We start from the raw sequence: 22,329 nt of genomic DNA on the forward strand, positions 1-22,329 counted from the left end.
TTATCCGCCAAGGGCCTGGGCCACGGTTTCGAGCACCGTCTGGGCGCGAAGCGGCTTGGCCAGGGTGAATTTCGCGCCGTAGCTTCTGGCCCACCCCAGCGTCTCGGTATCGGTGAACGTACTGCCGGCGCTCATGGCCACAAGCGGCAGCTGCGGGCGCATCTCCAGCAGTTCCTTGATGGTGGCGAGCCCTTCCTTGCCGGGCATGAAGATGTCCACAAAGGCCAGGTCGGCCGGGGTTTCCCGGAAGGCCGCCACGGCGACGTTGCCGTCGGCCGCCTCCGTGACCGTGTGCCCGGCTTTTTCCAGAATGTCGCGCAGCATGGTGCGCGTGATCGCCGCGTCGTCGACAACAAGTATCCGTGCCACGGTGGTATCGCTCCTTTGGGCCGGACCGCGTCAGGCCGGCAGTTGTCCGGGGCCCGTGTCGCCGGAGCCTGTGGACTGCATCCGGACAATCAGTTCGTTTAGGTCCTCGGCTTCCTCATTGAGTCCGCGCACCGCCGTCACGGACGCCTCCATGCCCTCGCGGATGTCCGAGGCCACGCGGCTGACTTCCTCCGTGGCCCGGCTGATTTCGTTGGCCGTGGCCGACTGCTGCTCGGCGGCCGTGGCGATGGCCCGGATCTGGTCGGCCGTGCCTTCGACCATGCCCACGATGGCGTCAAGGGCCGTGCCGGCCTGTTCGGCCAGCCCGGTGCTGCGGGTGACGGCCTCGGCCGCCTTGATCGTCTCCTCGTTGCCGCGCCGTGCGCCCTGCTGCACGTCCTCGATGGCCTGGCCCACCTCGCGGGTGGCGGCCATGGTTTTTTCGGCGAGCTTTCTGACCTCGTCGGCCACGACCGCGAATCCCCGTCCGGCATCGCCGGCCCTGGCCGCCTCGATGGCGGCATTTAAGGCCAGCAGGTTCGTCTGGTCGGCGATGTCGGAAATGACGTCCAGCACCTTGCCGATGCCCTCGGCGCGTTGCCCGAGGTCGCCCATGTCGCCGCGGAGCTTCTCGGCCATGACCTTGACGTCTCCGATGGCCCGCACCACCTCGCGCACCATGTCCGATCCCTGTCTGGCCCGGGATTGGGCCTCCTCGGCGCTGCCGGCCGCGGCCCCGGCGTTCTGGGCGACCTCCAGCACGGTGGCGTTCATCTCTTCCATGGCCGTGGCCGTCTCCTCGGTGCGCTGGCGCTGGTTGGCCACGCCCTCGCTGGTGCGGTCGATGAGCTCGGCCAGGGATTTGGCGTTGTCCGAAAGCCGGGCGGCGATGCCCTCGGCCGTGCCGGCGGCCTGGGCGATGAGATGGTTTTGCTCGGCCAGCGCTTCCTGCTGCAGCTTGACCCGGGTCAGGGTGGCCAGCATGGCGAACACGCCGAGCATGCGCCCGTCCTCGCCGCTGATCGGCGCGGCGTCGATCTTGACGAAGAACCGTTCGCCCCAGGCGTAGGTCCCGTCGTACTCCACGTTGGTGATGATCTCCCGATGGCCGAGCACCTCGCTTAACGTCTTCGACACCGGCGGGTGTGCCGCGAAAACGTCGCGCAGGTTGCGGCCGATGTAATGCTCCGGCTCCTTTTTCTCGCCCATGAAGTGGGCCAGCCAGCGGTTGACCAGAAGCACCGTGCCGTCCGGGGCGGCCACCACGCAGGGCATGGTGATGGAGTCGAGGATGCCCCGGGCGAATTCCAGTTCTTCCTTGAGCTTGGCCACCATGGCCCGGATGGCCTCCGCGAGATGGGCCATTTCGGCCGTCAGCTCCGCCCCGACCGAGGCGTCGAGGTCGCCGCCGGCCACCTGGTCGGCGTAGTCCACGATGGCCCGGATCGGACGGTTGACCAGGCGGCGCATGATGACAAAGGTCAGCGCCGCCATGAGCGCCAGAAAGATGGCGGAGGCGATGACGAGTTTGATCACGATGGCGCGCACGGCGTTGTCGAGCTGGGCCGATTCGTCGGCCACGGCCTGGTCGATGCCGTCGATGTAATCGCCCATGCCGATGATCCAGTGCCAGGGCCTAAACAGCATGACGTAGCTGAGTTTGGGATAGAGCTCCTTGGTCGCGCCCCCGTCCGGCAGCGGCTTGGACCAGTCGTAGGTCACGAAGCCGTCGCCGGTTTTCTCCACGGCCTCGAGCATGGCCTGGGCGATGTTCTTCGTGTCCGCCGGAAAATTCTCCATCGCGCCGTCGGCGCCGGATTGCAGGCTCCGCGCCCGGTTCTGGTCCGGCATGTCCATGACCTTGCCGTCATAATCCGGGCGGATGGGGTGCATGACCATGCGCGGAATGGGCCTGGTCGTGTCGTAGATGAAAAAGTAGTTGCCGTCGGGCAGGCGCATCTTGGACACCTGCGCCTTGGCTTCCTCCTGAAGCCGGGCCGTGGAGTCCTCGATCCAGGCTCCGGAGCCGAAGATCCAGCCCAGTTCCGGCATGAGCCGCACATAGGAGACCTTGGGCTTGGGATCGCCCGGCGCGCCGGGCTTGTCCCACATGTAGGACACCATGCCCTCGCCGGACGCCTTGGCCACCTTGACCATGTCGTTGAAAAGCGCCACGCCCCTGGGATCGCGGTAGCCGGAGAGGTCCTTGCCGTCCAGGGCGGGCGCTATGGGATGCATGACCATGCGCGGGGTCAGGTCGTTGATCCAGATGTAGTTGCCGCCGTCGAAGCGGGCGTCCCTGGCCATCTCCGTGATGCGGGCGAGAAGCTCCTCGCGGGGCATGGAGTCCTTGTTGGCGGCGTAGAAGGCCCTGGCCTGGCTGACCACGGCGTCGACCACGGCCTTGAGGCGGTCGTGGACGCGTTTTTTGAGCGCCTCCTCGTCCTTGGACACCCCGTAAAAGTAGTTGACGACCTCGTAGACTTGCTTGACCGTTTCCTTTTCGCGCGCCTTGGCCTGGGCGTAGAGCTTCTCGCGCAGCGCCCGGGCGTTGTCGTCGCGGTAGACGCGCAGTTCATAGATGAAAAAACCCACGGAAAGTACGGAAAGGGCCGTGAGCGTTACGATGCTGACAATGACGATCTTGAGGCTGATGGACCAGTCCTTGATGTTTGTCATGGCGTCTTCCCAAGGGCTCCCGCGGGTTGTCATGTCCCGGACCGGCGGCAGGACCGGACGAAACAAGGTGTATGAGAATAAATTATTCTATGAACGAAGAACACTCGAATGGCAAGGGCGCGCACGCGCAACATCTTCCCTTTTGGCCGGGCCTTTGGCATAAGGCTGGCGAGATGCGCTTATGATCACGTTCTACGAATTCGCAACCAATCTGTTCGACCCCATTCACGTCGTCTGGGAACACCCCAAAACACGCCGGGCCGTGGCCATAAGCCAGGTCCTCGCTTTTTGCGTCGGCCTCGTCGGCATCGAGCTCAATGTGCGGGGGCTCCTGCCGCCGTTTCTGGCCCGCATCACCCCGATGTCCCACTTCTACGCCATCAACCTGGCCTTCACGCTGGTGCTCGTCCAGGAGGTGATGGACCTCATTTTCGTGCTGCCGTGTTCGGTGACCAAATCCCTGGGCAAGCAGTTCGAGGTGCTGTGCCTCATTTTGCTGCGCGACGCCTTCAAGGAGCTGGTGCATCTGCACGAACCCATCGCCAGCGCGGATTTCGGCCATGTGCTGTTGCCCATGCTGGCCGACGGCGTCGGGGCGCTGCTCGTGTTTATAGGATTGGGATTTTATTACCGGCACTATCGGGCTCGGCCCCAGGGGCCAAGGGGACCGTGGCTCTACCCGTTCGTGGCCTACAAGAAATTCCTGGCTTTTTGCCTGCTGTTTTTCTTTTTGTCCTTCGGCCTGTGGGTGGGCTGGCAGGAAATCGTCTACGGACAGCATCACGACTTTTTCCTGGTCTTTTACACGGTCCTCATTTTCAGCGACATCTTTCTCGTGCTCCTGTCCCACACCTATCTGCCGGCCTTCGAATCGATCTTCCGCAATTCCGGTTTCGCCCTGTCCACGCTGCTGATACGCTTCGCCCTGGCCGCGCCGGCCTATTTCGCGCCCCTGCTCGGCGTCTGCGCCATGGTGCTCGCCTACGGCGTGTTCGTGGCCAGCGACATTTTCGCCAAGGACGGCTGACCCGGCTCGCGGACGCGGGCATACGGAGGTCCGGCATGGAAACGACCTATTCCTTTACGCCCATCGGCGTCATCCGCAGTCCCTTTTCCAGCCTGGCCGGCATGCCGGTCCAGCCCGGCGGGGCCCGCGAGGCCCTGGGCCGGCTGGAGCTCTTGCCCGAACTGGCTCCGGCCCTGGCCGACCTGGACGGCTTTTCCCACATCTATCTCCTCTATGTCTTTCATGCCTCCCAGGGCTTCGCCCCAACGGTGGTGCCCTATCTCGACGACACGCCTCGCGGCCTTTTCGCCACGCGCGCGCCAAGACGCCCCAACCCCATCGGGCTGTCGGTGGTGGAAATCGCGTCGGTTGCGGGAAGTGTGGTGACCGTGCGCGGGGTCGATGTGCTGGACGGCACGCCGCTGCTCGACATCAAGCCCTATGCCCCGGGTTTCGACGCTCCGGGCGGGGTTGTGCGCAGCGGTTGGATGGAGGGCCGCGACGGGGTCGTGGCCTCGGTGCGGGCCGACGCCCGGTTCGCGCCGCGAGACGGCAAGGAGACGGGGTGAGGCCGGGGCGGTTCCGAAGCGGGACTAATGGCAGCGCAGCCTGCCCGCCTGGGCCGCGTCCACGGCGAAAAGCAGCGGCCGCACCCCGGCGGCCCGGCCCACCTCGCCGCGCATCGTAAGCGCCGCCCGCTTGTCGCCATAGCGTCCGGCCAGCACCCGGTAGCGCCGGCCCTTTGCGCCGCTTTCCGCGACCACGCAGGCCGGAATGCCCCGGCCGCGAAGTTTGGCGGCCTGGGCGTCGGCATTGGTGGCATCGGCGAACAGCCCGGTCTGCAAGGCGTAAAATCCGGTTGCCGCAGTGGCGGCCGGTTTGGCGGCGACCTGTTTTGCCGGGATTCCCTTTGCGGTGGCGGCGGGTTTGCTTACGGCCGGCTGCGCCGGTTTGGGCCTCGCGGCCTCGGACGGTGCGGCCTTTGGTGCGGACTGTGGTCCGGGCGTCTCCGAAGCGGTGTCGGGGGCCGGCCTTGGCGCGGCCTCGCTTGCCGGGGCCGCTGACGTGGCGACGGGCGGGGCTGGCGTGTCCGTTGCCGGCCTGGACGGCGCCTGGGGCGTGGCCTCACTCGTCGGGACGGATCCGGCCGACGGGTCGGAAGGGGCGGCCTCTTGCGGCGCATCGGGCAGGGCTTCCTCGGATGCGGGAGGCTCGACGGAGCCCCGGACCGCCGCGCCGGTGACCGTGAAGGTCGTGGCGGCAAGCCTGGTCTCGCCGTCATAGACTTCGAGGGACCACTCCCCGGGCCTGGCCCGGCCCGGCGGATAAAAGGCGTAGACAATGGCCGCCGGTTCCCCTTTTCGCGCCGGCACGCGCCAGCGGTCCACGGCCGTGCCCACGCCCGAGGCCGTGGGCCGCGTCAGCCGCGCTTCCAAAAGGACGGGGCCGCTGCCCGGCTTGCCGGCCGGCGTGAAACGACAGCCGAACCCCTTGTCCGTGTCCATGACCGTCTCGCCCGGCCGCACGCCCGCGTTGGCGGCGGGCCAGGCCTCGGTCAGGCCGGGGGCCGTGGCCAGCGCCCCGCAGATGTCGAAGCCGGAGGAGCCGGGTCCGGGCTGCGGCGGCCCGGCGTAAAGCCGGGCGGGCAAAAGGGCCAGGGCCAGCAGCAGGCAGGCCGCACCGGGGCGGCGCATGGAAAAAAAGTCGGGCATAGGCGGCGTTATTCGGCGAGGTGTTCGAGCAGGCGTTTGGCCGGGGCGTAGTCGGGATCGATGGCCAATGCGGCGCGCAGGCAGTCGCGGGCCTGCCCCAGGTTGCGGCAACGGTGGTGGGCCGTGGCGATGTTGTAGCCGACCGAGGGAGCCTGGGTCATCAGGGTCGGATCGGCGGCCAGGGCCTTTTCAAAATAGTCGAGAGCCGTATCGTACTGCTTGCCGTCGGCGTGGGCAACGCCCATGTTGTAGAGCAGGCCGGCGTCCCCCGGGGCGATGCGCAGGGCCTTGGCGTAGTTCTCCACGGCCTGGGACCACAGCCCCTGGCGGCGAAGCAATATGCCCCGGTCGTTGAACATCCACAAATCGGCCGAAGACAGCCGCTCGCCCTTGGCCTCGATGGCCTCGGTGACGAAGCGCAAGGCCATCTCCTGGTCCTTTTCGCCGATCTTGCGGGCAATCTCCATCAGCGACTCGCTGACCATGTCCGAGGCCTCCCGGGTGACCACGCGTCGGGCTTCCTCGAAACAGCCTTTGGCCTTTTCGGTATCGCCCTTGGCCAGATACGTCTCGCCGATTTCCACCTTGCGCTCGAAATTGAGCGGCGACAGGCTGTCCAGGCGCGTCAGGTAAGCCAGCCGCTTGTCCATCTCCCCGGACTCCCGGCTCAGCTCGACAAGCCTTTTGAGCGGCTCGATATAGAGCTTCTCCACCCGGGCGGCGGCCTGGTAATGCTTCTCCGCTGCCTCGTATTCCCCGCGCTTGCGGGCAACGTCCCCCAGGAGCAGATGGCACTTGAGGCTGTCGGGCTTGAGTTCCATGGCCTTGGTCGTGATGTGCTGCGCCTGTTCCAGATCCCCCGCCTCGATCAGTTCCGCCGCCCGGTCGAGCAGCACGCCGAGCCGGTTGTTGGGGCGGATGGCAAAGGCGATCTTTTCGATGATGGCGTTGGCCGAGATGGGCTTGGTGATGAAGCTGTCGGCCCCGACCTCGTGGGTCAGCATCATCTCCTCCCGGGAGATTTCGGTGCTGGCCACGATCACCCGCACCCGGTCGGCATAGAAATTCTTGAGCACCTTGATGGTCTTGATGCAGGTGACCTTGCGCATGCGCCGTTCGAGAAAGAGCAGCAGCGGCACGGACAGACGTTCCACGGCCTTGTTGGTGAAGGTCACGGCCTCGTCGTACTCGACGGTCTCGCGGCACGACGCCCGGGCATCCACCCGGATGCCGGCCAGGGTCAGCTTGACCATGCGGGCGAAGCTCTCGTCGTCGGTGGCGATGACCGCCACGCCGCCCGCGGCGAAGTAGTCCAGGACGATGCGCTCGTATCGCCTGGCCGTCTGATCGGTCTTAACGCGCATGATATTGGGCATGGAAAACCTTTTTTTACGTGTCCGGCAGGGCGCTTCTGACCCGGCGCAAAAGGGCCAGCAGCGCCGGATCGGTCATGTCGGAAGCGGCGGTTTCGGTGGCGGGCGAAAGCACCTTGAGGGTCTGCTTGCGAAACGCGCCGAGGTCCTGCAAACGCTCGATCAGCCCCGGATCCACCACCTGCCCGGCCACGGCCGCCGTTTCGCCGGTGCCGAGACAGATGTCCTCTTCCAGAACCATGCCGGCCGTCAGGGACGTGACCGTGGCCTCGCCCCGGCTGTAGCCTTCGCGCGCGCCGGCCAGCACGCCGAGCAGTTCCAGGACACTGGGGTCGTAGAGTCCTTCGCGCCCGGCCATGGCGGCCAGGGCCACGTCGCGGCCGACGCCGGAGGTCAGCAGCCGGTCGTAGTCCAGGGCCGCCTTGAGCAGCCGCGAGCCGAGGGGGATTTGTTTGCCCGAGGGGCCGTCCTCCCCGCCCCCGGCAAAGGGGGTTTCCTGGTGGCGGATGATGTGGGCCACCTCGCCGAGCTTGGGGATGTTGTCCAGCAGGTCCGCGCCGATGGACGGATGGAGGGCGAAAAGCGCGGCCCGCTCGCCCTCCAGGGTTCCCCTGGCCCGCAGGCTGGCGAACATGGACTCGGGCATGACCATGGCCCCGAGCTGGGACAGCATGACGGCCAGTTCGATGCGCCAGACGTCCGGGGCGTCGCAGTAGCGGGCCATGGCCACGACCAGCCGCTTGACCCGGGCCGAGCGGGCCATGGCCTCGGGATTGAGCAGCCCGAGCAGGTCGGTGAGCACCTTGATGATGCCCCGCAGCGAGCTTTTGAGAAAGTCCTTTTCGCCCGTGACCTGGAGATACTGGGCCACGCCCGCGACAAGCGCCTCCTCCAGCTCCTCCTCGGGGCAGGGCTTGGCCAGAAAGCGGAACACGCCGCCCGTATTGACGGCGCGCATGGCCTCCTGCAGGTCGGCGTAGCCGGTGAGCATGATGCGGATGGTGTCGGGACAGGTCTTTTTGAGCCGGGTGAGGAATTCCAGGCCGTCGATGCCCGGCATGCGCAGGTCCGAGACGACCACCGCGTAGGGGCCGTTTTCGGTGACGGCTTCCAAGGCGCGAAGCGGCCCCTCGGCCACGTCGACGGCGAACTTGCGCCGCAGCTTGCGCTTCAGCGATGCAATGAGTTCCGCGTCGTCGTCGACGAACAGTATCTTTTGTCTGACGCCCATGCCCAAGCGGCCTCCGCCGGCCTTACGCGGTCGCTCCGGCGCCTTCCGCCGGAAACCGCAGAAAAAACGTGGCTCCTTCCCCCGGTCGGTTCGTCACCTCGATGCCGCCGCCGTGGCGGGACATGATGGCCTGGCTTATGGCCAGCCCCTGCCCCGTGCCCTTGCCGACGGGCTTGGTGGTGAAAAAGGGGTCGAAGATGCGCCCTTCGTCGGCCGGATCGATGCCGGGGCCGTTGTCCGCGACGGCGACGGTCACGCCGTGCGGCCCGAGGCTGGTGGCGATGGCGATGCGGCCATGTTGCCAGGGTTCCCGGCTCACGCGCTCTTCCACCGCCTGGGCGGCGTTTATGACCACGTTGAGCAGCACCTGGGACACCTCGTGGGGTCGACCGTACACCAAAGGCAGCCCGTCAGCGAGTTCTAATTCCACCTCGGCCGCGTGTTTCCAAGCATTGCGGGTGATGGTGACGATGTCGCGCACGGCGGCGTTGATGTCGAAAAAGAGCGATTCGCCCGTGCCCGGGTGGGACATCTGGCGCATGGCCGCGCTGATCTCGGACACCTGGTGCAGGCCTTTGCGGGAATTGGCGATGGCGGCCGGGATCTCCTGGCGCAGGTAGTCGAGGTCCGTCTCCTCGATCAGGGCGTCGAGTTCCCTGGCCGCGGCGGCGATGGCCTCGCTGCCGCCGGCGGCCGCCTCGGCCAGGCGCCGGCAGGCCGCAAGCAGGCGCAGGATGTCCGTGAAGGATTCCTCGAGAAAGCCGGCGTTGTAGGTCACGTACTGAAGGGGGGTGTTGATCTCGTGGGCGATGCCGGCGGCCAGACGGCCGATGGCCTGCATGCGCCGTTCCTGGATCGTCTTGAGCTCCCTGGCCTTGATCTCGGCCAGGTCCTGGCCGAGGAGGAGCACGCCGGCTTGGGAACCGGACGCCGCCGGCACAGGGTTGACGGTAAGCCCCAGCACGCGTTCGCTGCCATCCGGGATGCGGCAGCGCACCTCGTCCACGCGCACCGGGGACAGCGTGTCGCGGCTGGCGGTCACGGCCTCGCGAAGCGCCCGCCCGTCCCAGGCAAGGGGCAGCGCGAAGAAATCCTTTCCCGTCGCCTGCCCGGCCGCAAGTCCGAAGGTCGCCTCGGCGCTGGCGTTGAAGCGGCGCACGCGGTCCTCGCCGTCCAGGCCCACCAGGATGGAGCGGATGGAGCCGAGCAGCATCTCGATATCCTGCCCGGCCATGGCCATCTCCCGCTCGGTCGAAACGCACCGGCTGACGTCGCGCACGATTTCGACCAGGCCGAACACCCGGCCGTCCGCGTCCCGTAGCGGATGGCAGGCGCTTTCCACCTGGCGTGTCGCGCCGTCCGGACCGAGAACGTCGGCCACCCGGTTGGCCGGTTTTCCGGACGCAAGCGCCTCCTCGGCCAGGCAGGGCCGGCAGGCGTCCGCGTCGCCCGGACAGGGGCGGCCCGGGGCGAAGTCCCCGGGATAAAAATGGCGCAGGGCCTCGTTTACGGCCACCACCTTGCGGTTTGTGTCCAGAAAGCACAGCCCCATGTCCAGGGAGTCGAACAGGGCCTCGAAATACGGGGCGCGGGGATCGCATGGGCCTTTTGGGGCCTTGCGGCATCGCGGACGGTGGCGGTTCACGCGGGACTTTCCTCGATCCAGATGGCGAACGCCGCGTCTCCGGCCGGCGTGTCGCAGCGAATGCCGAGCGACTCCTCCCGGGGATGGGAAAACGTCCCGCCGCGGGTCAGGCGGGTTTCCCGGGCAAGCAGGGAGGCGTCCCGCAGCATGTCCTGGAAAAAAAGGAGCGTGGTGGTGAAAAACGCGTCCAGGGCCTTTTCGGCCGGCGCGGGGTCCGCTTCCCGGCACAGGCCGGCGGCGAGGGCGGCGCTTATGCCAATAGCCGCGCACAACCGCCTCGGCCCGGGGAGAAGGCCGGTCATGAGGCCTGTTTCGGGGAAGGCCGCCATGTCTTCGGGCTGGCCGAGGGCCGCCACCGCCAGCGCAAGTCCGGCGACCCGGCAAAAGGCCCGCCCCGCCGCCGCGACCAGCAGTTCGGCCACCGTGTTGTCGGCAAAAAAATCCTGGATATAGCGCAGGCTGATCTGTCCGGATTGGCGCAACGCGAAGTGGCGGCCCAAAAGCCGCTTGTACTGCTCCCGGTCGATGTGGCCGCGAAGGAGCAGGGCCTCGCCGAGGTAGGTGTGCTGGACCTTCTGGAAAAACAGCAGTTGGTCCAGGTCCTGCCGGGACAGCCGGCGCTCCTTCACGGCGATGTCGCCGAAAAGCCTGGGGTCGGTCTGTTGCCGGCGACAGATGCCGTCCACGTCGCCGGAGCTGAGCACGCCCCTGTCCACGGCCATTTCGCCGATGCGCCGGTTGTGTTCCTTCTGGAAGCGCAGGCCGTCGGCGAGCTGTTCCTCGGTGATGGCCCCCTGTTCCACGAGAAAGCGTCCAAGAAAGCTCATGGCGATCCTCTCCCGATGCGACCGGCCGCCGCCAGCCGTCACCACGCGGCGCGTTCCCCGCCGCGCCCACGTCCCCCGAGGAGTATTTCCTCTTCTTCCTTCTTCGAGACGGCACGCAGAAGGCTTTGCCCTTCCTCGAAGGCGGGGTTCAGGGCCAGGGCCATGTCCAGGAATTTCCTGGCCAGCCTGGGCTTGTCCTTTTCATAATAGGTCCTGGCGATGTTGTAGAGCAGGTGCTCGTCTCTTTTCGCCAGGCGGTAGGCCTTGAAATAGTACCGCAGGGCCTGGGCGTACATCTTGTGCTTGCGCATCTTGATGCCGAATTCGTTGAAAAGGTGCTTGTGCTCCTCGCCGAAGGCCGCCTCCAGGGTGATGATGCGCCGGCACACCAGGTTGGCGTTGTCCACCTCGCCCCGGTCGAGGTAGGTGAGCCCCAGGCCGAAGGTGGCCCGGATGTGCTCCTCGTCCACGCGCAGGGCGTTTTTGTATTCGAATTCGGCGGACATGAATTCGGTCTGGGCCCGGTGCTCGTCGGCCGCGTCCACGGTCTCGCGCACCTGGCGCATCATGGGCACGACCTTGTTCATGTACAGGTCGGGTTCCGGCAGGTAGTTCGAAAGCAGCTCCTCCTTGCTGAGGATCCGCGGCTTGCCCGAAGGGATGAAATTCTTGTTGAGGGCGCGCACGCGGTAGGAGCCGTCTTTTTGCTCCTCGGCAAAGACGTGGATGTTCTGCTTCACCTTGCGCTTGGTGGAGCCGAAGCCGATGGCGGAGTGGATCTGGGTCGAAAAGGCGCCCCGGAACAAGTCGTCCTTGTGTTGCCGCTGTGGCGAGGGGGGCGAAGGCATGGCTTCCATGGAGTAGTTGCCCTTAGCCGTCGAGGATTTTGGCAAAGGCCAGTTTTTCGGCCGGGGGGACCAGGACCCGCCAGCGCGGTTTTCTGCCAAGGTTCGCGCCAAGGTCGATCAGCCGGTGTATGGACATGGTATTGAGTTCGAGCCCCCGGCCAAGGACCAGTTCCCCCTTGAGGTCGAGCACGTCCTGGTCGAGCAGCATGCCCGGGGCAAGCTCCCCGTCCGCGACGAGCCGGGGCTCGAAACCGTCCGGCAGCGTGGCCAGGGATTCGAGGGCGTCGAGGACCTCCGGGTCGTACCAGCCGAGCCGGTCGCGCATGCGGGCCAGGGTCAGGGCCACGGCCTCGGCCTCCCGGCCCTTGTGCCGGTACATGGCCTCCAGGGTGTCGAAATCCAGGGCGACCTTGAGGATGCGCGCGCCGTAAGGAATGTTTTCCCCGCTGGTCGCGTCCGGGGGCAGTCCGCCGCCGTCGAAGCGCTTTTCCTGATAGGCGATGATCTCGGCCACCTCGCGCAGACGCGGGATATTGGAGATGAGGTCGGCCGCGATCCTGGGATGCATGGCGAATTCGTAGGCCTTGTCCCCGGGCAGCGGTTCTCCCCGGTAGGCCTTGCGCAAGGTGTCGGCCGGCATGGCGGCGCAGCCGATCTGGGACAGCATGGCGGCCAGTTCCAGCCGCCAGGATTCCTCCATGCCGAGGTAGGCGGCCAGGTCCACGGCCAGGCGCTTGACCCGGGAAGACTTGCCGAAGGCTTCCGGATTGACCATCTCGAGCAGGTTGGTGAGCAGCTTGATGGTGCCGCGCACCGTGCCCCGCAAAAGCTCCTTTTCCGAGGCCAGGAGCTGGTGCTGGCGCAGCGCCGCTGCCAAGGCTTCCTCCAGCTCCTCCTCGGGGCAGGGCTTGGTCAGGAAGCTGAACACCTTGCTTTTGTTGACCGCGGCCATGGCCACGGCGATGTCGGCGAACCCGGTGAGGATCACCCGCACGGCATCGGGGCACAGTTCGCGCACCCGGCCCAGAAATTCCACGCCGTCCATGTCGGGCATGCGCAGGTCGGAGACGACCACGGCCACCTCGAGGCCGCTTTCGAGCAGCGTCAGTCCGATCCCGGGCCCCGCCGCCGTTTCCACGGCATACTGCTTGCGGAAAGCGCGGGCGTACGCGGCCAGGATCTCCTGATCATCATCCACGAACAGGATGCGGGGTTTGTCCATGCGGGCTCCGGGGAGGGCCGGCTTGCCCAGGCAGCCAGCCCTTCCTGGATAGGGTATCTTCGACCGTTATTCAAGGCGCGCCGGTGGCGATCCGGCCCTTGCCCGCCGGAGGGAACGCCAGGGAAGTCCCCGGGCGGTGTCCCGGCCGACGCCCTGATCCTCTCGCTTCCTGCCCGTCTAGAGCGCCTACGCGCCCGTTCCCGTGGCCATGGCTCCGCTCGGGGCGAATTGCGGCAGGACGACGAGCAAGGCGGTTTTTCCACGGCCGGACCAATCGCCAAGGGTCAGGGACGCTTGCAGCCTGTACGCCCCGGGCTGGGCCAGGTCGCCGTGGCCGGTGGTATAGGCCAGAAAGCGTGTTTCCCCGTCTTCCGTCGTGATGTCCGCCGGCCATCTGGCCGTGGAGCCATCGGGCTTTCGCACCATGAGCGCCGCGTTTGTCGCGGCCGTGATGTCCCGGCCGCAATCGAGGACGATTTGCAGGCCCGTATCGCCCTGATAGATCGTATCGGCCATGATCCCTCCTTATGCCTGCTCCGCTTCGATGGGCGACGCCAGGCGTATGGCGACGGCAACTGGCGATGCCCTTCGAACCGTTGTCGTGATGGGCGACGCCAGGCGCGCGACCTCGCGTACGGGTGTTTCCCCGGCAAGCGATCGCGCCAGCAGGCCCAGCACGGAAGCCGGCACCCCGGCCGCGCTTGCCGCCGTGGCGGCGGCCGCCCGGGTGACGATCGGGGTTTGGGCGGCGTCAGGGGCCACGATGGCCACTGACGTCCCCGTGTGTTTGCCCGGGGTTGCGCCGAAAAGGGCCGGCGGCGGATCGGCGCGGCCACGTCCGACCGGATGGGCCGCCATCGCGGCGGCGACGCAACGCGCCGCCGCGACCAGAACGTAAATCCCCTGGGTGACGGACGCCGCGACGGGCCGGGACGCAAGCATCGAGAGCGCCTTGGCGCATGTCGCCGAAGCCTCGGTCCATCCGGCGGCGACGCCAGTGGCGAACGACGACGTTTCGGTCTCCACGCCGGCGTCGACCCTGGCCGCGTCATTGGCCTCCCGGGCTGTGGGGCCCAACGTGGTGGACGGGACGGCCGCCTTGGCCTCGCCTCCCCCGGAAGCCGCGTTCGCCCCGAAATACCCGCGCGCGGAAGATGCCGCGACAAGCGTCGTCGGGACCTGCCATGCGACATGCAGCTCGGGATATCCCGTGCCGTTGCCAAAGCAGTAAAACGCGCGCTCGGCGCCGGAAGAGCTTCCGCTATCCAGCACAAAGATCTGCAGGGCGTTTCCCGCCGCCCATCCCGTCCTGTTCACGACCTCCTGGATGGCGGAAGCGATATCCGGGGAATCGTACGCCTGTGCCGTCCAGTCGCCGGGAGACCAGTTCACGCCGCTGGATTTCGTACGGCTGTTGGCGTCGGCAATGGATGTCGGCGCGTGTGGGGAGTCGGCCAGCTCGGCGCGAACGCTCCAGGCTATCGTTTTCGAGGTATGGTTGCCGTTGGAGGTGAGCCGCAAGATCGCGGACGTGATCGTCGCCCCCTGGGGAATGGCGACATTTTGGAACCGTGCCCAGGCGCTTTCGCTGTTGCCGCTGTAGTTGCCCGCGGCGGCTGTCCGGCCGTTGTAGCCGGATGAGGCAAACCAGCCGCCGTTACCAAACCAATAGCCGGTATCCGTGGATGTCGCGGGATAAAAGACGCTGCTCGCCATGGAAGGGCCCTAGCTCATCACCACGACGCCGCCGGCGTCGAACTGCACCGTGAACGTGCCGCTCGTGACGCCTTTTTCCTCGCCGAAGTCCAGCAGACACACCAGCGGACCGGTCAGCTCGCCCACGGTCTTGTCGGCGTAGACGGCGGCGTAACGGGCCGTGACCGTGGCCTCGGTCCAACTCGGGTCGTCGGCGTCGAGCACGGCCGAGTCGCTGGAAAGGGCCCAGGTCACCCCGGCGAGGGCCGCACCGCCGCTTGTGTAGCCCGTGCCGGACACTTCCTGTCCGGCCACGTCGGCATAGACGGCATGGCCGGCGTTTGGCGTATGGGCGCTGGTGAGCAGGGCCAGGCGCAGGGTGTCGGAAGCCAGGTCGAAGACGCCGTTGCCCAGGGACCGCTTGAACGCCGGATAGATCAGATTGGCCATGACTGTTCCTCCTTGGTTAGACCTTGTAGTTGTAATTGTGGTTGTAGCTTTCCCGGAAACCGTTCGACTTGGAGGTCGATTCGCTGACGGAACGCTGGGTGGACTCGGTGGTGGAGGTGTTCGTGCGCTGGCCGATGGACTCGCTGTAGCCGATCTGGGCCGAGGCATTGACGGAACTTAAGGCGCTGGCCGCCATCTGGGCCGAGACCTGGGCCCCGGAACGGATCTTTTCCGCTTCCAGGCGCAGTTCGCCGAGGGAATTTTGCAGCAGCATGTCCGCCTCCTTGATGGAGACCTCGGCCGCCTTGAGATAGGCGTCGATCTGCCCGGCGTGGTCCTTGGCGCGCAGGTCGGCGTCGGCCCGGCGCGCGGCAAGGAGCGACTCGTAGCCGCGAAGGGCCAGCTCCTTGTCCTTGAGCAGCGCCTCGGCCCGGGCCCGGGCCTGGGCCAGTTCGGCCTCGAAGCGGGACACGTCGGCCTTGTAGGCCTCGAGCCTGACCGTATTTGCCTCGGACGAAACGGCCAGCCGCGTATCCGCCACGGTTTTGGCCGCGGCCACGCGTTCGCCGTAGGCCCGCACCTGTTCGGCGTAGATGCGCGCCTTGGCCTCCTGTCCTGCCATGGCCGCGGCCTGGGCATTGTAGCGGGAGGTGTTGGCGTTGACGCCCGCCACGTAGGCCTGGATTTGGGCCTCGTAGGCGCTCAGGCGGTCGCGGCCCAGGGCCGACTTGGCCGCCGCGCCTTCCATGCGGGCCTTGTAGAGCCCGACCAGGGCGGAAACACCGGACAGTTCGGCCAGATACAGGTCGGCGGCGCGCTTTTGGGCCTCGCCGGAAAGCCGCGCGCCTTCCAGGCGCACCTTGTAGGCCTCGAGGTCGGACAGGGACGCCCGGATGCGGGCCTCGAACACCGCCGCGTCGGCCTGGTAGCGGGCGAGCTGGGCGTTGTGGACGGCCACCTCGGCGTTGAGCGCCTCGTAGCCGTACTGGGCCAGCGCTTTGGCCCCGTCGAAGGCCCGGGCGGCGCGCTGGTTGAAAAGCTCGATGTTTTGCGCTTCCAGGGCCAGCGCCTGTTCCATCACGGCCTTGTCCGCCGCCGTGGCCAGGTCGGCCTGCTTGGCCAGGATATTGAGGTTCTCCTCGGCCATCCGGTCGGCATGGTCGGCGTAAATTTGGCGCATGAGTTCGGCCATGGGGCCGCTTAGGGCCGAGGCTCCCCGGGCGGCGAAGCTGTCGCCGAGTTCGGTCAGCCGTTTGGCCAGCTCGTCCTCGGCCCGCCTTTGCGCCCGCTGCCAGAGCCTTTCCTCCAGCTCGGCCCCCTGGCCCGCGCCGCCCGCGACAAGGGCTTTCGTGATCTTGTCCGTGACCGCCGCGCGCACCGGCGAATCATAGGTTTCCTCTCCCGGCAGGACGAAGAGGTTTCCCGGCGCGACAAGCTCGGGCATGGGCGGCCGTTCCCCCTCGAAGGTCGGGGTGATGGGGCCGGGCAGCTCGGGGATGGTGATGGCGTCGAAAACCGGCGGATCGGGCAGGACGATGGCCGGATCGGCCGGGAACTCGATATCCGGCACGCCCGGCGCGTCGCCCGGAGCCTCGGGCCAGGTAAGGTCCGGATCGTCCGGCAGGCTGATCTCCGGCGGGGCGACGGTGAAGTCCGGCGTTTCGATGCCGTCGAGGCTGGTGGTGGACAGTTGCGGGGCGGCGGGCGCGGCGACCTCGCCGAGGCGCACGGCGTCGAGGTCCGGAACATCGGGCAGGCCGGCGTATTCCGGCGCGTCCGGCATGGCGGGCAGGTCCACGGACGGGTAGGTGAGCCTGGCCACGCCGCCGAGCTGGTTTAAAAACGAGATGGCGGAAAGCCAGGCGTCGTTGGCGTAGTTCTGGGCCGTGTCGAACTTGTTGCGGACGATGCCGGCCGCGCCGGTGGAATCGCTCATGACGCCTCCTTGGGGATGATGATCGGGGTGAGCCCGGCGGCGGCCGCCTGGCCGAGCTCCTGGTCGTCGGCCACGAACAGGCCGGTGAGCCCTTCGAGCTGGAGCAGGTAGGCCTGGTCGGCGGACAGGGCGTAGTGGAAGAAGCGGGGCAGGGCCACGTCCATGACGGGGTTCATGCGGTAGGCCCCGATGGCCGCGCCGGTACGGCCGTTATGGAGCGTCCAGGCGTTGACGCCGCTGGCCTGGTAGACGCAGGCGTCGTCCATGGCGCAAAGGGGCTGGTTTCCGGTCCAGACCGAAGCTTCGGCGTCGTCTTCCCGGGCCACGTAGACGCGCACCGTGCCGTCCGCGTCGTGGGTCATGACCACGTGGTGCCACAGCCCGTATTCCAGGGGATCGGTCAGGGCCGGGGCGAAGCCGAACTGGCTTTCGAAGTTGGACAGCCGCGCCCCGAGCAGCCGGTTGCCGTTGTAGACAAAGAGCCCGGCCGCCTGGAGGCCGAGGATGAAGCCGTGGGGATAGGGGTAGGCGTGGCCCGCCGCGTCGCGGTATACGTCGCCGGTTAGAGGCGGCGCGTCCGGGCAGGCCGTGGCCGAGCGTTTGGCCCCGGCGAGTTCCTCGGTCTGGCTGGTGAAGTCCGAGTTCCAGGGCGACCAGGGATAGGTGACGATTTCCGACCAGCCGGGGTGCAGATGCGGCGAACAAAACCCCAACACCGGGGAAATGCTGCCCGGGCAGTCCCAGGTGAAGTCCGAGCCGTCCCCGCTTTGCAGGAAATAAGCGCGGAAGGGGTTGCGCACGCCCCTGTCGTCGTAGGTGTAGTCGTACTCCAGGGGCTCGCGTAAGCGCATCAGGCAGCTGACGGAAAACGGCACGTTGTCGGGAATGTGGCCCCGGCCGAAAAGCAGGCCCGAGGCCGCGCCGCCGGGGAGCGCGAACACGCCCGGATCGCGCGCGATGCCGGCTTGTGGCAGGCCCTCGGGCGCGGCCAGCCCGGCTTGCGCGGGCGCGAGGACGGTGACGTCGTTGCCGAGCCCCAGGGACCAGCCGGCCAGGTCGCCGTCGGTGACGGCATTTTGCAGGCTGGTCATCCCCTCGTAGCGGGCCAGGCAGTCCGGGATGGCGAAAAATTCGCCTTCCCTCTCCGGGCGCGGCCGGAGCGGGGGGCGTTCGCCCGCCCGGGAGATTCTGTGGCGCGGGGCCACGATGTCCACCCGGTCGAGGCTCCCGGTGCGGCCGCACACGATGGTTTCGCCGCCGGGGAGGCGCAGGACGCGGGAATAGACCGGCAGGTCGAACACGTTTTCCCGGTCCATGACCGCAAGCTCCCGGAGCGCCTGGCCACGCAGCCCGGCCAGCGTTGCGGCGTCGCCGTCGTAGCGCAGGCGCGCCGTGGGACGGAAATCGCGGTTCACGCCAGCCTCCGGTCCAAGGGCAGGGCGACGAGGGTGACGGCCCCGAGATCGAACGCGCCCCGGGCGCGGCTTGCGATCTCCGCCTGCCAGTGCTCGCCGCGTCCCCGGCCGAGCCGGGCCACCGTACGGCCGGGGAGCCCCCCGCTTCCGGCCGGTCCGGCCACGCCTTCCAGCTTCGAGCCGTCCGAGCTGGCGGCGGAAACGACGGTCTCGCCGTCGATACGCCCTTCGAGGACAAGGCCGAGCAGCCGCTTGGGGCCGGGCTGGCCGCAGTCGGTTGCCGGCAGAGTCAGGCGCGCGGCAATGGGCGCGCCGTCGTCGGTGTCGCCGCCGATCCGGCAGAGTCGCTTGCCGTCGGAGAACACGACCGCTTCGCCGTGGCGGCAGGCGGCAACGACCGGCAGGCCGGCCAGGCTCGTTATCGCGCCGCTGTCCAGTTCCAGGGAAAAACCGATGGTCGTCATCACCACTCCTCGCCGACGGCGGCGTCACAGGGACAGGTAACAAGGGCTGCGTTGCCGGGCCTGGCCAGGCCGCGCGCGCCAAGGGCCGCCGCCTGGAGCATGGCCTGCACGATGGCGATTTCCCGGCCCTCGGCCGAAGCGTCCGGCACGGGCAGGGACAATCCGCCCGGGGCCAGGGAACCGGGCGTGCCGTCGGCGGCGCAGCGCGGCCGGGGCAGCAGGCAAAGAGCCCTGGCGACGCGTCCCGCCTCGCCACGGCCCAGGTTGCGCCACAGGGGCATGGTGACATGCCCCGCGACCAGCACGCCCGCCTTGGCCGCACCCGTGCTTCGTGTCCGGCCAAGACGCATGGCCGCCGTCGCGCCGCCGCCCGCCTGGGCGGCAATTTCGGGAACCTGCGGGACAAGACGGGCCCTGCCGCCGCAAGCCGCTTCAAGGATGGCGTCCGGGAAGGTCATGGCGGCCAGGACCGAACCGGCCGAGCCGGATGCGGTTGGATGCGGGATGCGGCAGGAACCGCCTGCGCCCGCGCGTCCCTGGCAACGTGCCCAGCCGGACGGGACGTGAAGGGACGCCTGGCCGCCAAGCGCGCCCGAAGCGTCCAGGACGGCGGCCGGAAGCGCCACCGCGTCGGCCATGGCCCGGGCGAAAAAGACCGCCGCGTCCTGGCGCACCGTGAAAAAGGAGCCGGCCGTCAAGGCGTAGTCCACCACGGCGTAGTAGGCCGACACGCCAAGCACGGGCAGGCCGGCGACCGCGCCCTGGGCCGCGCCGCAGGTCCAGTCGAGGGCCACCCAGCGGCCGTCGGACACCCGGCGGTAGCCCACCCAGCTGTGCCCCTCGCGGTCGATGCCCACCCGGCCGAAGGCCGTGACCAGCCGGTCGGCCGGTGCGCCGGCGGCCAGCAGCAGGGCATGGAGCAGGATGGCCCCGTCCTCGCAGTCGCCGCAGCCCCGGAAGTAGGTGCCCAGGGCGCAGTTCCAGATATCCGTGTCGTCGTCGCCATCGGCCGCGTAGGTGATGCGCCGGGCCACGGCCGCGAGCATGGCCCCGGCCAGGGCGTCCCAGCCCACCGACGCATCCGCCAGCGACGCGGCCACGGCGGCCAGTTCGGGATCGTTTCGGCAGAGCAGGGCGACCACGGCGGCGGACCCGGCCTGGCTGGTCACGGGGCTGTCCAGGCCGCACAGGTAGGCGTGGACGGCGAGGACCGGCAGTGTCGTCGCGCCGGAACCCGTGCGCGCGGAAGCGCCGTCCAGGCCGTAGGCGGCTATGGCCGGAAGCGCTGTCTCCCCGCAGGCTCCGGCAAGGCCCAGGCCGAAAAGGGCGGTGAGCGTCGCCTGGGCCTTGCGGGCCAGGCTGGCTTGTCCGGCGATTTCCGGGATCGGCAGGGCACTTTGCCCCCAGGCCGGACGCCAGCCGTCGGTCGTCGCCAGGGCGGCCAGTCCGGTCAGGGACACTCCTGCGGCCGGCAGCCAGTCGCCCGAGGCGGCGATTTCCGGGATCGGCAGGGGGATGCCGTCGGCGGCGGTGACCACGCCGCAGGTGCCGGTCCCCGCAACATCCCACTGAAGGGCGGCCAGTCCCGAGGCGGTGAGGTGTTCTTCCTCCACGGCCTCCATGGTCAGCAGGTACTGTTCAAGAGAGGGCATGGCGCCTCCCCGGCAGTTCGAGCCGCACACGCACTCCGGCAAAGGGGTTGTGCCGCGCGCTTTGCTCCGGCGCGCAGCCGGCGGAGGACGATTCCGCGTCGCGCAGGTCCTGGAAGGGCCGGGGAAGCAGGGGCGGCACGGGCCTGCTTGTCGCGCCGGCATCCGGTGCTTCCGGTATCTCCGGTAGAGGGGTCAGCATGGGCGTCACCTTCGGGAAAAAAGATTGTCGGCGGACTTAGAACGTGCCGTAGAGCACGAGTTCGGACACGAGGTAGGTGCCGTAGATGTCCGGCTTGAAGTCCGAAATCACCATGCGGTAGGCCAGGAAATAGTGGCTGTCGGGGATGTCCATGCGGTCGGACAGGAACACGGCCGGGTCCCACCAGGAGCAGTCCTCGTCGTCGTAGGGGCTATCGTAGACCATGCGCATTCCGGTGAAGTCCTTCATGTCCAGAAGCGTGGTCCAGTTGGCCTCGTCGTTGGAGCCTTCCAGGGTGAAGCTGGTGGGATTGGCGCAGGGCCCGGAGCCGCAGGGGCAGTAGATGCGTTCGTCGGACACGCTGCAGGCGAATTGGAAGCCCGTGACTCTGAGCGGCTCGGTGAAGCGCGCGCCGACGTATTCGGGCACGGCGTTTTTCGGGTTGGGCCGCCAGCAGCCGTTGATCATATCGCCCTGGCCGATCATCTGGTTGCGCACGGACCAGGGCTCGTACGCGCCGTTGGTGGAGTAGAAGACTTCGCCCGAGGTGCGCACCACGCGGTCCTCGTCGGCCGGGACGTGGCCGAAGACGTCGTTGAAACGGCGCACGAAAAGCAGGTCCCGGTAAAGCTCCGGCGCGGTGGCGTCGGGCGCGACCATGGTGACGGCATCGCCCGAGCGGCTGTAGATGGAGACGGATTCCATGGCGTTTTCCTACAGTTGGAGGGCGACGTCGCCGCCGAGTTGCAAGGTGCCGGTCACCACGATGCCGCCTGCCGGCATGTCGCCGCGATACCAGACCACGCTGGTCCGGCCCGTGCCGTCGTCGTCCTGGAGATAGACGGCGTCCGGCGCGGCAAGAGGTTCCGACAGGTCGGTCGCCGCCGGGATCAGCGTGTCCCAGACGTCCACGGTTTCGAAGGAGCGGTACACGCCCGTGGCCTCGATCCGGATGCCCTTGACCAGGGCCAGGGCGTAGCGGGTGGCGTCCGCGTCCGGCAGGTAGAACCGGCCGTAGCCGTAATGGGCCAGCTTGAGCGAGAAATCGTCGTCGTCGCCGGTGTCGGAATAGATGGTTTCCAGCGTCGGCAGGGGCTCGCCGGGGGTGAGGCTCCCGGAGAGCACGCCGCTCCGAGGCGTCCGGGACAGGGTGACCCGGCTGCCGTAGGAATAGGGCGTGGCCCGGGCCGTGTCGAAGGCCTGGCCGCAGGTCACGCGGATGCGGGCGGGGAAGCCTTCGAAGCGGCAGTGCATGGAGAGCGGATAGATGTCGGACATGATCCCTTCCCCGCCGGCATGGTGCCGGGTTTCATCTTCTTTGGTTTGATTCGGTCATCTGGTGGTTGGCCGGGGGGCGGGGTGTGGCGGCCGCGTGCGGCGCATATTTGAAGAATACGCCTTCGCGCCCGCTCCACCCCGCCCCCCGGCCCAGGCCACAAGTCCCATGATCGGGAGCGGTTCCCGGCCTGGTCACCTTCCACTGACACTGGCCCTCCGCCCCATGTTCGGGAGCGATTTCCGGCCGGATCACCTCTCACCGGCAATCGGCCTTGCAATCCACGCCTCGAAGCAATCCTTGTCCGGTCATCACGGGCGCGAAGACGAG

21 protein-coding genes are annotated in these 22,329 nt (G+C 67.8%); 2 read left to right on the forward strand and 19 right to left on the reverse strand.

Annotated features, from left to right (window positions below; genetic code table 11):
- Positions 1–369, reverse strand: coding sequence for a response regulator (locus K9F62_08075; GenBank protein UJX42614.1), 369 nt, complete (start codon positions 367–369; stop codon positions 1–3).
- 30 nt (positions 370–399) lie between these two features.
- Positions 400–3,048, reverse strand: coding sequence for a cache domain-containing protein (locus tag K9F62_08080; GenBank protein UJX42615.1), 2,649 nt, complete (start codon positions 3,046–3,048; stop codon positions 400–402).
- Positions 3,049–3,229: 181 nt separating this feature from the next.
- On the opposite strand from K9F62_08080, the gene K9F62_08085 reads away from it, so the two are divergent.
- Positions 3,230–4,075, forward strand: a complete 846-nt coding sequence (locus K9F62_08085; protein ID UJX42616.1) for a hypothetical protein — start codon at positions 3,230–3,232, stop codon at positions 4,073–4,075.
- Positions 4,076–4,110: 35 nt separating this feature from the next.
- Entirely contained in the window at positions 4,111–4,623 is a 513-nt protein-coding gene (gene tsaA, locus K9F62_08090; protein UJX42617.1) for a tRNA (N6-threonylcarbamoyladenosine(37)-N6)-methyltransferase TrmO, read from the forward strand.
- A gap of 24 nt (positions 4,624–4,647) precedes the next feature.
- Here tsaA and K9F62_08095 read toward each other — a convergent pair whose 3' ends face one another.
- The 17 genes from K9F62_08095 to K9F62_08175 form a co-directional block, all read right to left on the reverse strand.
- On the reverse strand, positions 4,648–5,766 hold the full coding sequence (locus tag K9F62_08095) for an SPOR domain-containing protein (protein UJX42618.1): 1,119 nt from the start codon (positions 5,764–5,766) through the stop codon (positions 4,648–4,650).
- An 8-nt stretch (positions 5,767–5,774) separates the two neighbouring features.
- Positions 5,775–7,142 carry a tetratricopeptide repeat protein gene (locus K9F62_08100; protein ID UJX42619.1) on the reverse strand — a complete coding sequence of 456 codons (1,368 nt, stop codon included), beginning with the start codon at positions 7,140–7,142 and terminating at the stop codon, positions 5,775–5,777.
- A gap of 13 nt (positions 7,143–7,155) precedes the next feature.
- The gene (locus tag K9F62_08105) at positions 7,156–8,370 is read right to left on the reverse strand and encodes a response regulator (GenBank protein ID UJX42620.1); all 1,215 of its coding nucleotides are present in this window, start codon (positions 8,368–8,370) and stop codon (positions 7,156–7,158) included.
- A 22-nt stretch (positions 8,371–8,392) separates the two neighbouring features.
- Positions 8,393–10,015: a PAS domain-containing protein gene (locus K9F62_08110; GenBank protein UJX42621.1), complete on the reverse strand. Its 1,623-nt coding sequence runs from the start codon at positions 10,013–10,015 to the stop codon at positions 8,393–8,395.
- Entirely contained in the window at positions 10,012–10,842 is an 831-nt protein-coding gene (locus K9F62_08115; GenBank protein ID UJX42622.1) for a hypothetical protein, read from the reverse strand. Before K9F62_08115 ends, K9F62_08110 begins: the two co-directional genes overlap by 4 nt.
- 38 nt (positions 10,843–10,880) lie before the next feature.
- Positions 10,881–11,699, reverse strand: coding sequence for a Tfp pilus assembly protein PilF (locus K9F62_08120; GenBank protein ID UJX42623.1), 819 nt, complete (start codon positions 11,697–11,699; stop codon positions 10,881–10,883).
- A 13-nt stretch (positions 11,700–11,712) separates the two neighbouring features.
- Positions 11,713–12,912, reverse strand: a complete 1,200-nt coding sequence (locus K9F62_08125; protein ID UJX42624.1) for a response regulator — start codon at positions 12,910–12,912, stop codon at positions 11,713–11,715.
- Between the two features lie 186 nt (positions 12,913–13,098).
- On the reverse strand, positions 13,099–13,428 hold the full coding sequence (locus K9F62_08130; protein UJX42625.1) for a hypothetical protein: 330 nt from the start codon (positions 13,426–13,428) through the stop codon (positions 13,099–13,101).
- A gap of 9 nt (positions 13,429–13,437) precedes the next feature.
- The gene (locus K9F62_08135) at positions 13,438–14,628 is read right to left on the reverse strand and encodes a hypothetical protein (GenBank protein UJX42626.1); all 1,191 of its coding nucleotides are present in this window, start codon (positions 14,626–14,628) and stop codon (positions 13,438–13,440) included.
- Between the two features lie 9 nt (positions 14,629–14,637).
- Positions 14,638–15,057 carry a hypothetical protein gene (locus K9F62_08140; protein ID UJX42627.1) on the reverse strand — a complete coding sequence of 140 codons (420 nt, stop codon included), beginning with the start codon at positions 15,055–15,057 and terminating at the stop codon, positions 14,638–14,640.
- 16 nt (positions 15,058–15,073) lie between these two features.
- Positions 15,074–16,993: a hypothetical protein gene (locus K9F62_08145; protein ID UJX42628.1), complete on the reverse strand. Its 1,920-nt coding sequence runs from the start codon at positions 16,991–16,993 to the stop codon at positions 15,074–15,076.
- Positions 16,990–18,408 (reverse strand): hypothetical protein, encoded by a 1,419-nt coding sequence (locus K9F62_08150; GenBank protein UJX42629.1) that lies wholly within the window; start codon positions 18,406–18,408, stop codon positions 16,990–16,992. The genes K9F62_08145 and K9F62_08150 overlap by 4 nt, the downstream gene beginning before the upstream one ends.
- The gene (locus tag K9F62_08155; GenBank protein UJX42630.1) at positions 18,405–18,872 is read right to left on the reverse strand and encodes a hypothetical protein; all 468 of its coding nucleotides are present in this window, start codon (positions 18,870–18,872) and stop codon (positions 18,405–18,407) included. Before K9F62_08155 ends, K9F62_08150 begins: the two co-directional genes overlap by 4 nt.
- Positions 18,872–20,524: a transglutaminase gene (locus tag K9F62_08160; protein UJX42631.1), complete on the reverse strand. Its 1,653-nt coding sequence runs from the start codon at positions 20,522–20,524 to the stop codon at positions 18,872–18,874. Before K9F62_08160 ends, K9F62_08155 begins: the two co-directional genes overlap by 1 nt.
- Positions 20,511–20,723, reverse strand: a complete 213-nt coding sequence (locus tag K9F62_08165; protein ID UJX42632.1) for a hypothetical protein — start codon at positions 20,721–20,723, stop codon at positions 20,511–20,513. Before K9F62_08165 ends, K9F62_08160 begins: the two co-directional genes overlap by 14 nt.
- A 36-nt stretch (positions 20,724–20,759) precedes the next feature.
- The gene (locus tag K9F62_08170) at positions 20,760–21,428 is read right to left on the reverse strand and encodes a hypothetical protein (GenBank protein UJX42633.1); all 669 of its coding nucleotides are present in this window, start codon (positions 21,426–21,428) and stop codon (positions 20,760–20,762) included.
- A 9-nt stretch (positions 21,429–21,437) separates the two neighbouring features.
- Complete coding sequence (locus K9F62_08175) at positions 21,438–22,001, reverse strand: hypothetical protein (GenBank protein UJX42634.1); 564 nt, start codon at positions 21,999–22,001, stop codon at positions 21,438–21,440.
- Between the last annotated feature and the right edge of the window lie 328 nt (positions 22,002–22,329).

It is taken from the genome of Desulfovibrio sp. JY, from assembly GCA_021730285.1.
GTDB lineage: Bacteria > Desulfobacterota > Desulfovibrionia > Desulfovibrionales > Desulfovibrionaceae > Solidesulfovibrio.

What these genes read in the sequence shown, in the direction of transcription:
- K9F62_08080 (UJX42615.1), bottom strand. Translation starts at nt 3,048, where the DNA reads ATGACAAACATCAAGGACTGGTCCATCAGCCTCAAGATCGTCATTGTC.
- K9F62_08085 (UJX42616.1), top strand. Translation starts at nt 3,230, where the DNA reads ATGATCACGTTCTACGAATTCGCAACCAATCTGTTCGACCCCATTCAC.
- tsaA (UJX42617.1), top strand. Translation starts at nt 4,111, where the DNA reads ATGGAAACGACCTATTCCTTTACGCCCATCGGCGTCATCCGCAGTCCC.
- K9F62_08095 (UJX42618.1), bottom strand. Translation starts at nt 5,766, where the DNA reads ATGCCCGACTTTTTTTCCATGCGCCGCCCCGGTGCGGCCTGCCTGCTG.
- K9F62_08100 (UJX42619.1), bottom strand. Translation starts at nt 7,142, where the DNA reads ATGCCCAATATCATGCGCGTTAAGACCGATCAGACGGCCAGGCGATAC.
- K9F62_08105 (UJX42620.1), bottom strand. Translation starts at nt 8,370, where the DNA reads ATGGGCGTCAGACAAAAGATACTGTTCGTCGACGACGACGCGGAACTC.
- K9F62_08115 (UJX42622.1), bottom strand. Translation starts at nt 10,842, where the DNA reads ATGAGCTTTCTTGGACGCTTTCTCGTGGAACAGGGGGCCATCACCGAG.
- K9F62_08120 (UJX42623.1), bottom strand. Translation starts at nt 11,699, where the DNA reads ATGGAAGCCATGCCTTCGCCCCCCTCGCCACAGCGGCAACACAAGGAC.
- K9F62_08125 (UJX42624.1), bottom strand. Translation starts at nt 12,912, where the DNA reads ATGGACAAACCCCGCATCCTGTTCGTGGATGATGATCAGGAGATCCTG.
- K9F62_08130 (UJX42625.1), bottom strand. Translation starts at nt 13,428, where the DNA reads ATGGCCGATACGATCTATCAGGGCGATACGGGCCTGCAAATCGTCCTC.
- K9F62_08135 (UJX42626.1), bottom strand. Translation starts at nt 14,628, where the DNA reads ATGGCGAGCAGCGTCTTTTATCCCGCGACATCCACGGATACCGGCTAT.
- K9F62_08140 (UJX42627.1), bottom strand. Translation starts at nt 15,057, where the DNA reads ATGGCCAATCTGATCTATCCGGCGTTCAAGCGGTCCCTGGGCAACGGC.
- K9F62_08145 (UJX42628.1), bottom strand. Translation starts at nt 16,993, where the DNA reads ATGAGCGATTCCACCGGCGCGGCCGGCATCGTCCGCAACAAGTTCGAC.
- K9F62_08155 (UJX42630.1), bottom strand. Translation starts at nt 18,872, where the DNA reads ATGACGACCATCGGTTTTTCCCTGGAACTGGACAGCGGCGCGATAACG.
- K9F62_08160 (UJX42631.1), bottom strand. Translation starts at nt 20,524, where the DNA reads ATGCCCTCTCTTGAACAGTACCTGCTGACCATGGAGGCCGTGGAGGAA.
- K9F62_08165 (UJX42632.1), bottom strand. Translation starts at nt 20,723, where the DNA reads ATGCTGACCCCTCTACCGGAGATACCGGAAGCACCGGATGCCGGCGCG.
- K9F62_08170 (UJX42633.1), bottom strand. Translation starts at nt 21,428, where the DNA reads ATGGAATCCGTCTCCATCTACAGCCGCTCGGGCGATGCCGTCACCATG.
- K9F62_08175 (UJX42634.1), bottom strand. Translation starts at nt 22,001, where the DNA reads ATGTCCGACATCTATCCGCTCTCCATGCACTGCCGCTTCGAAGGCTTC.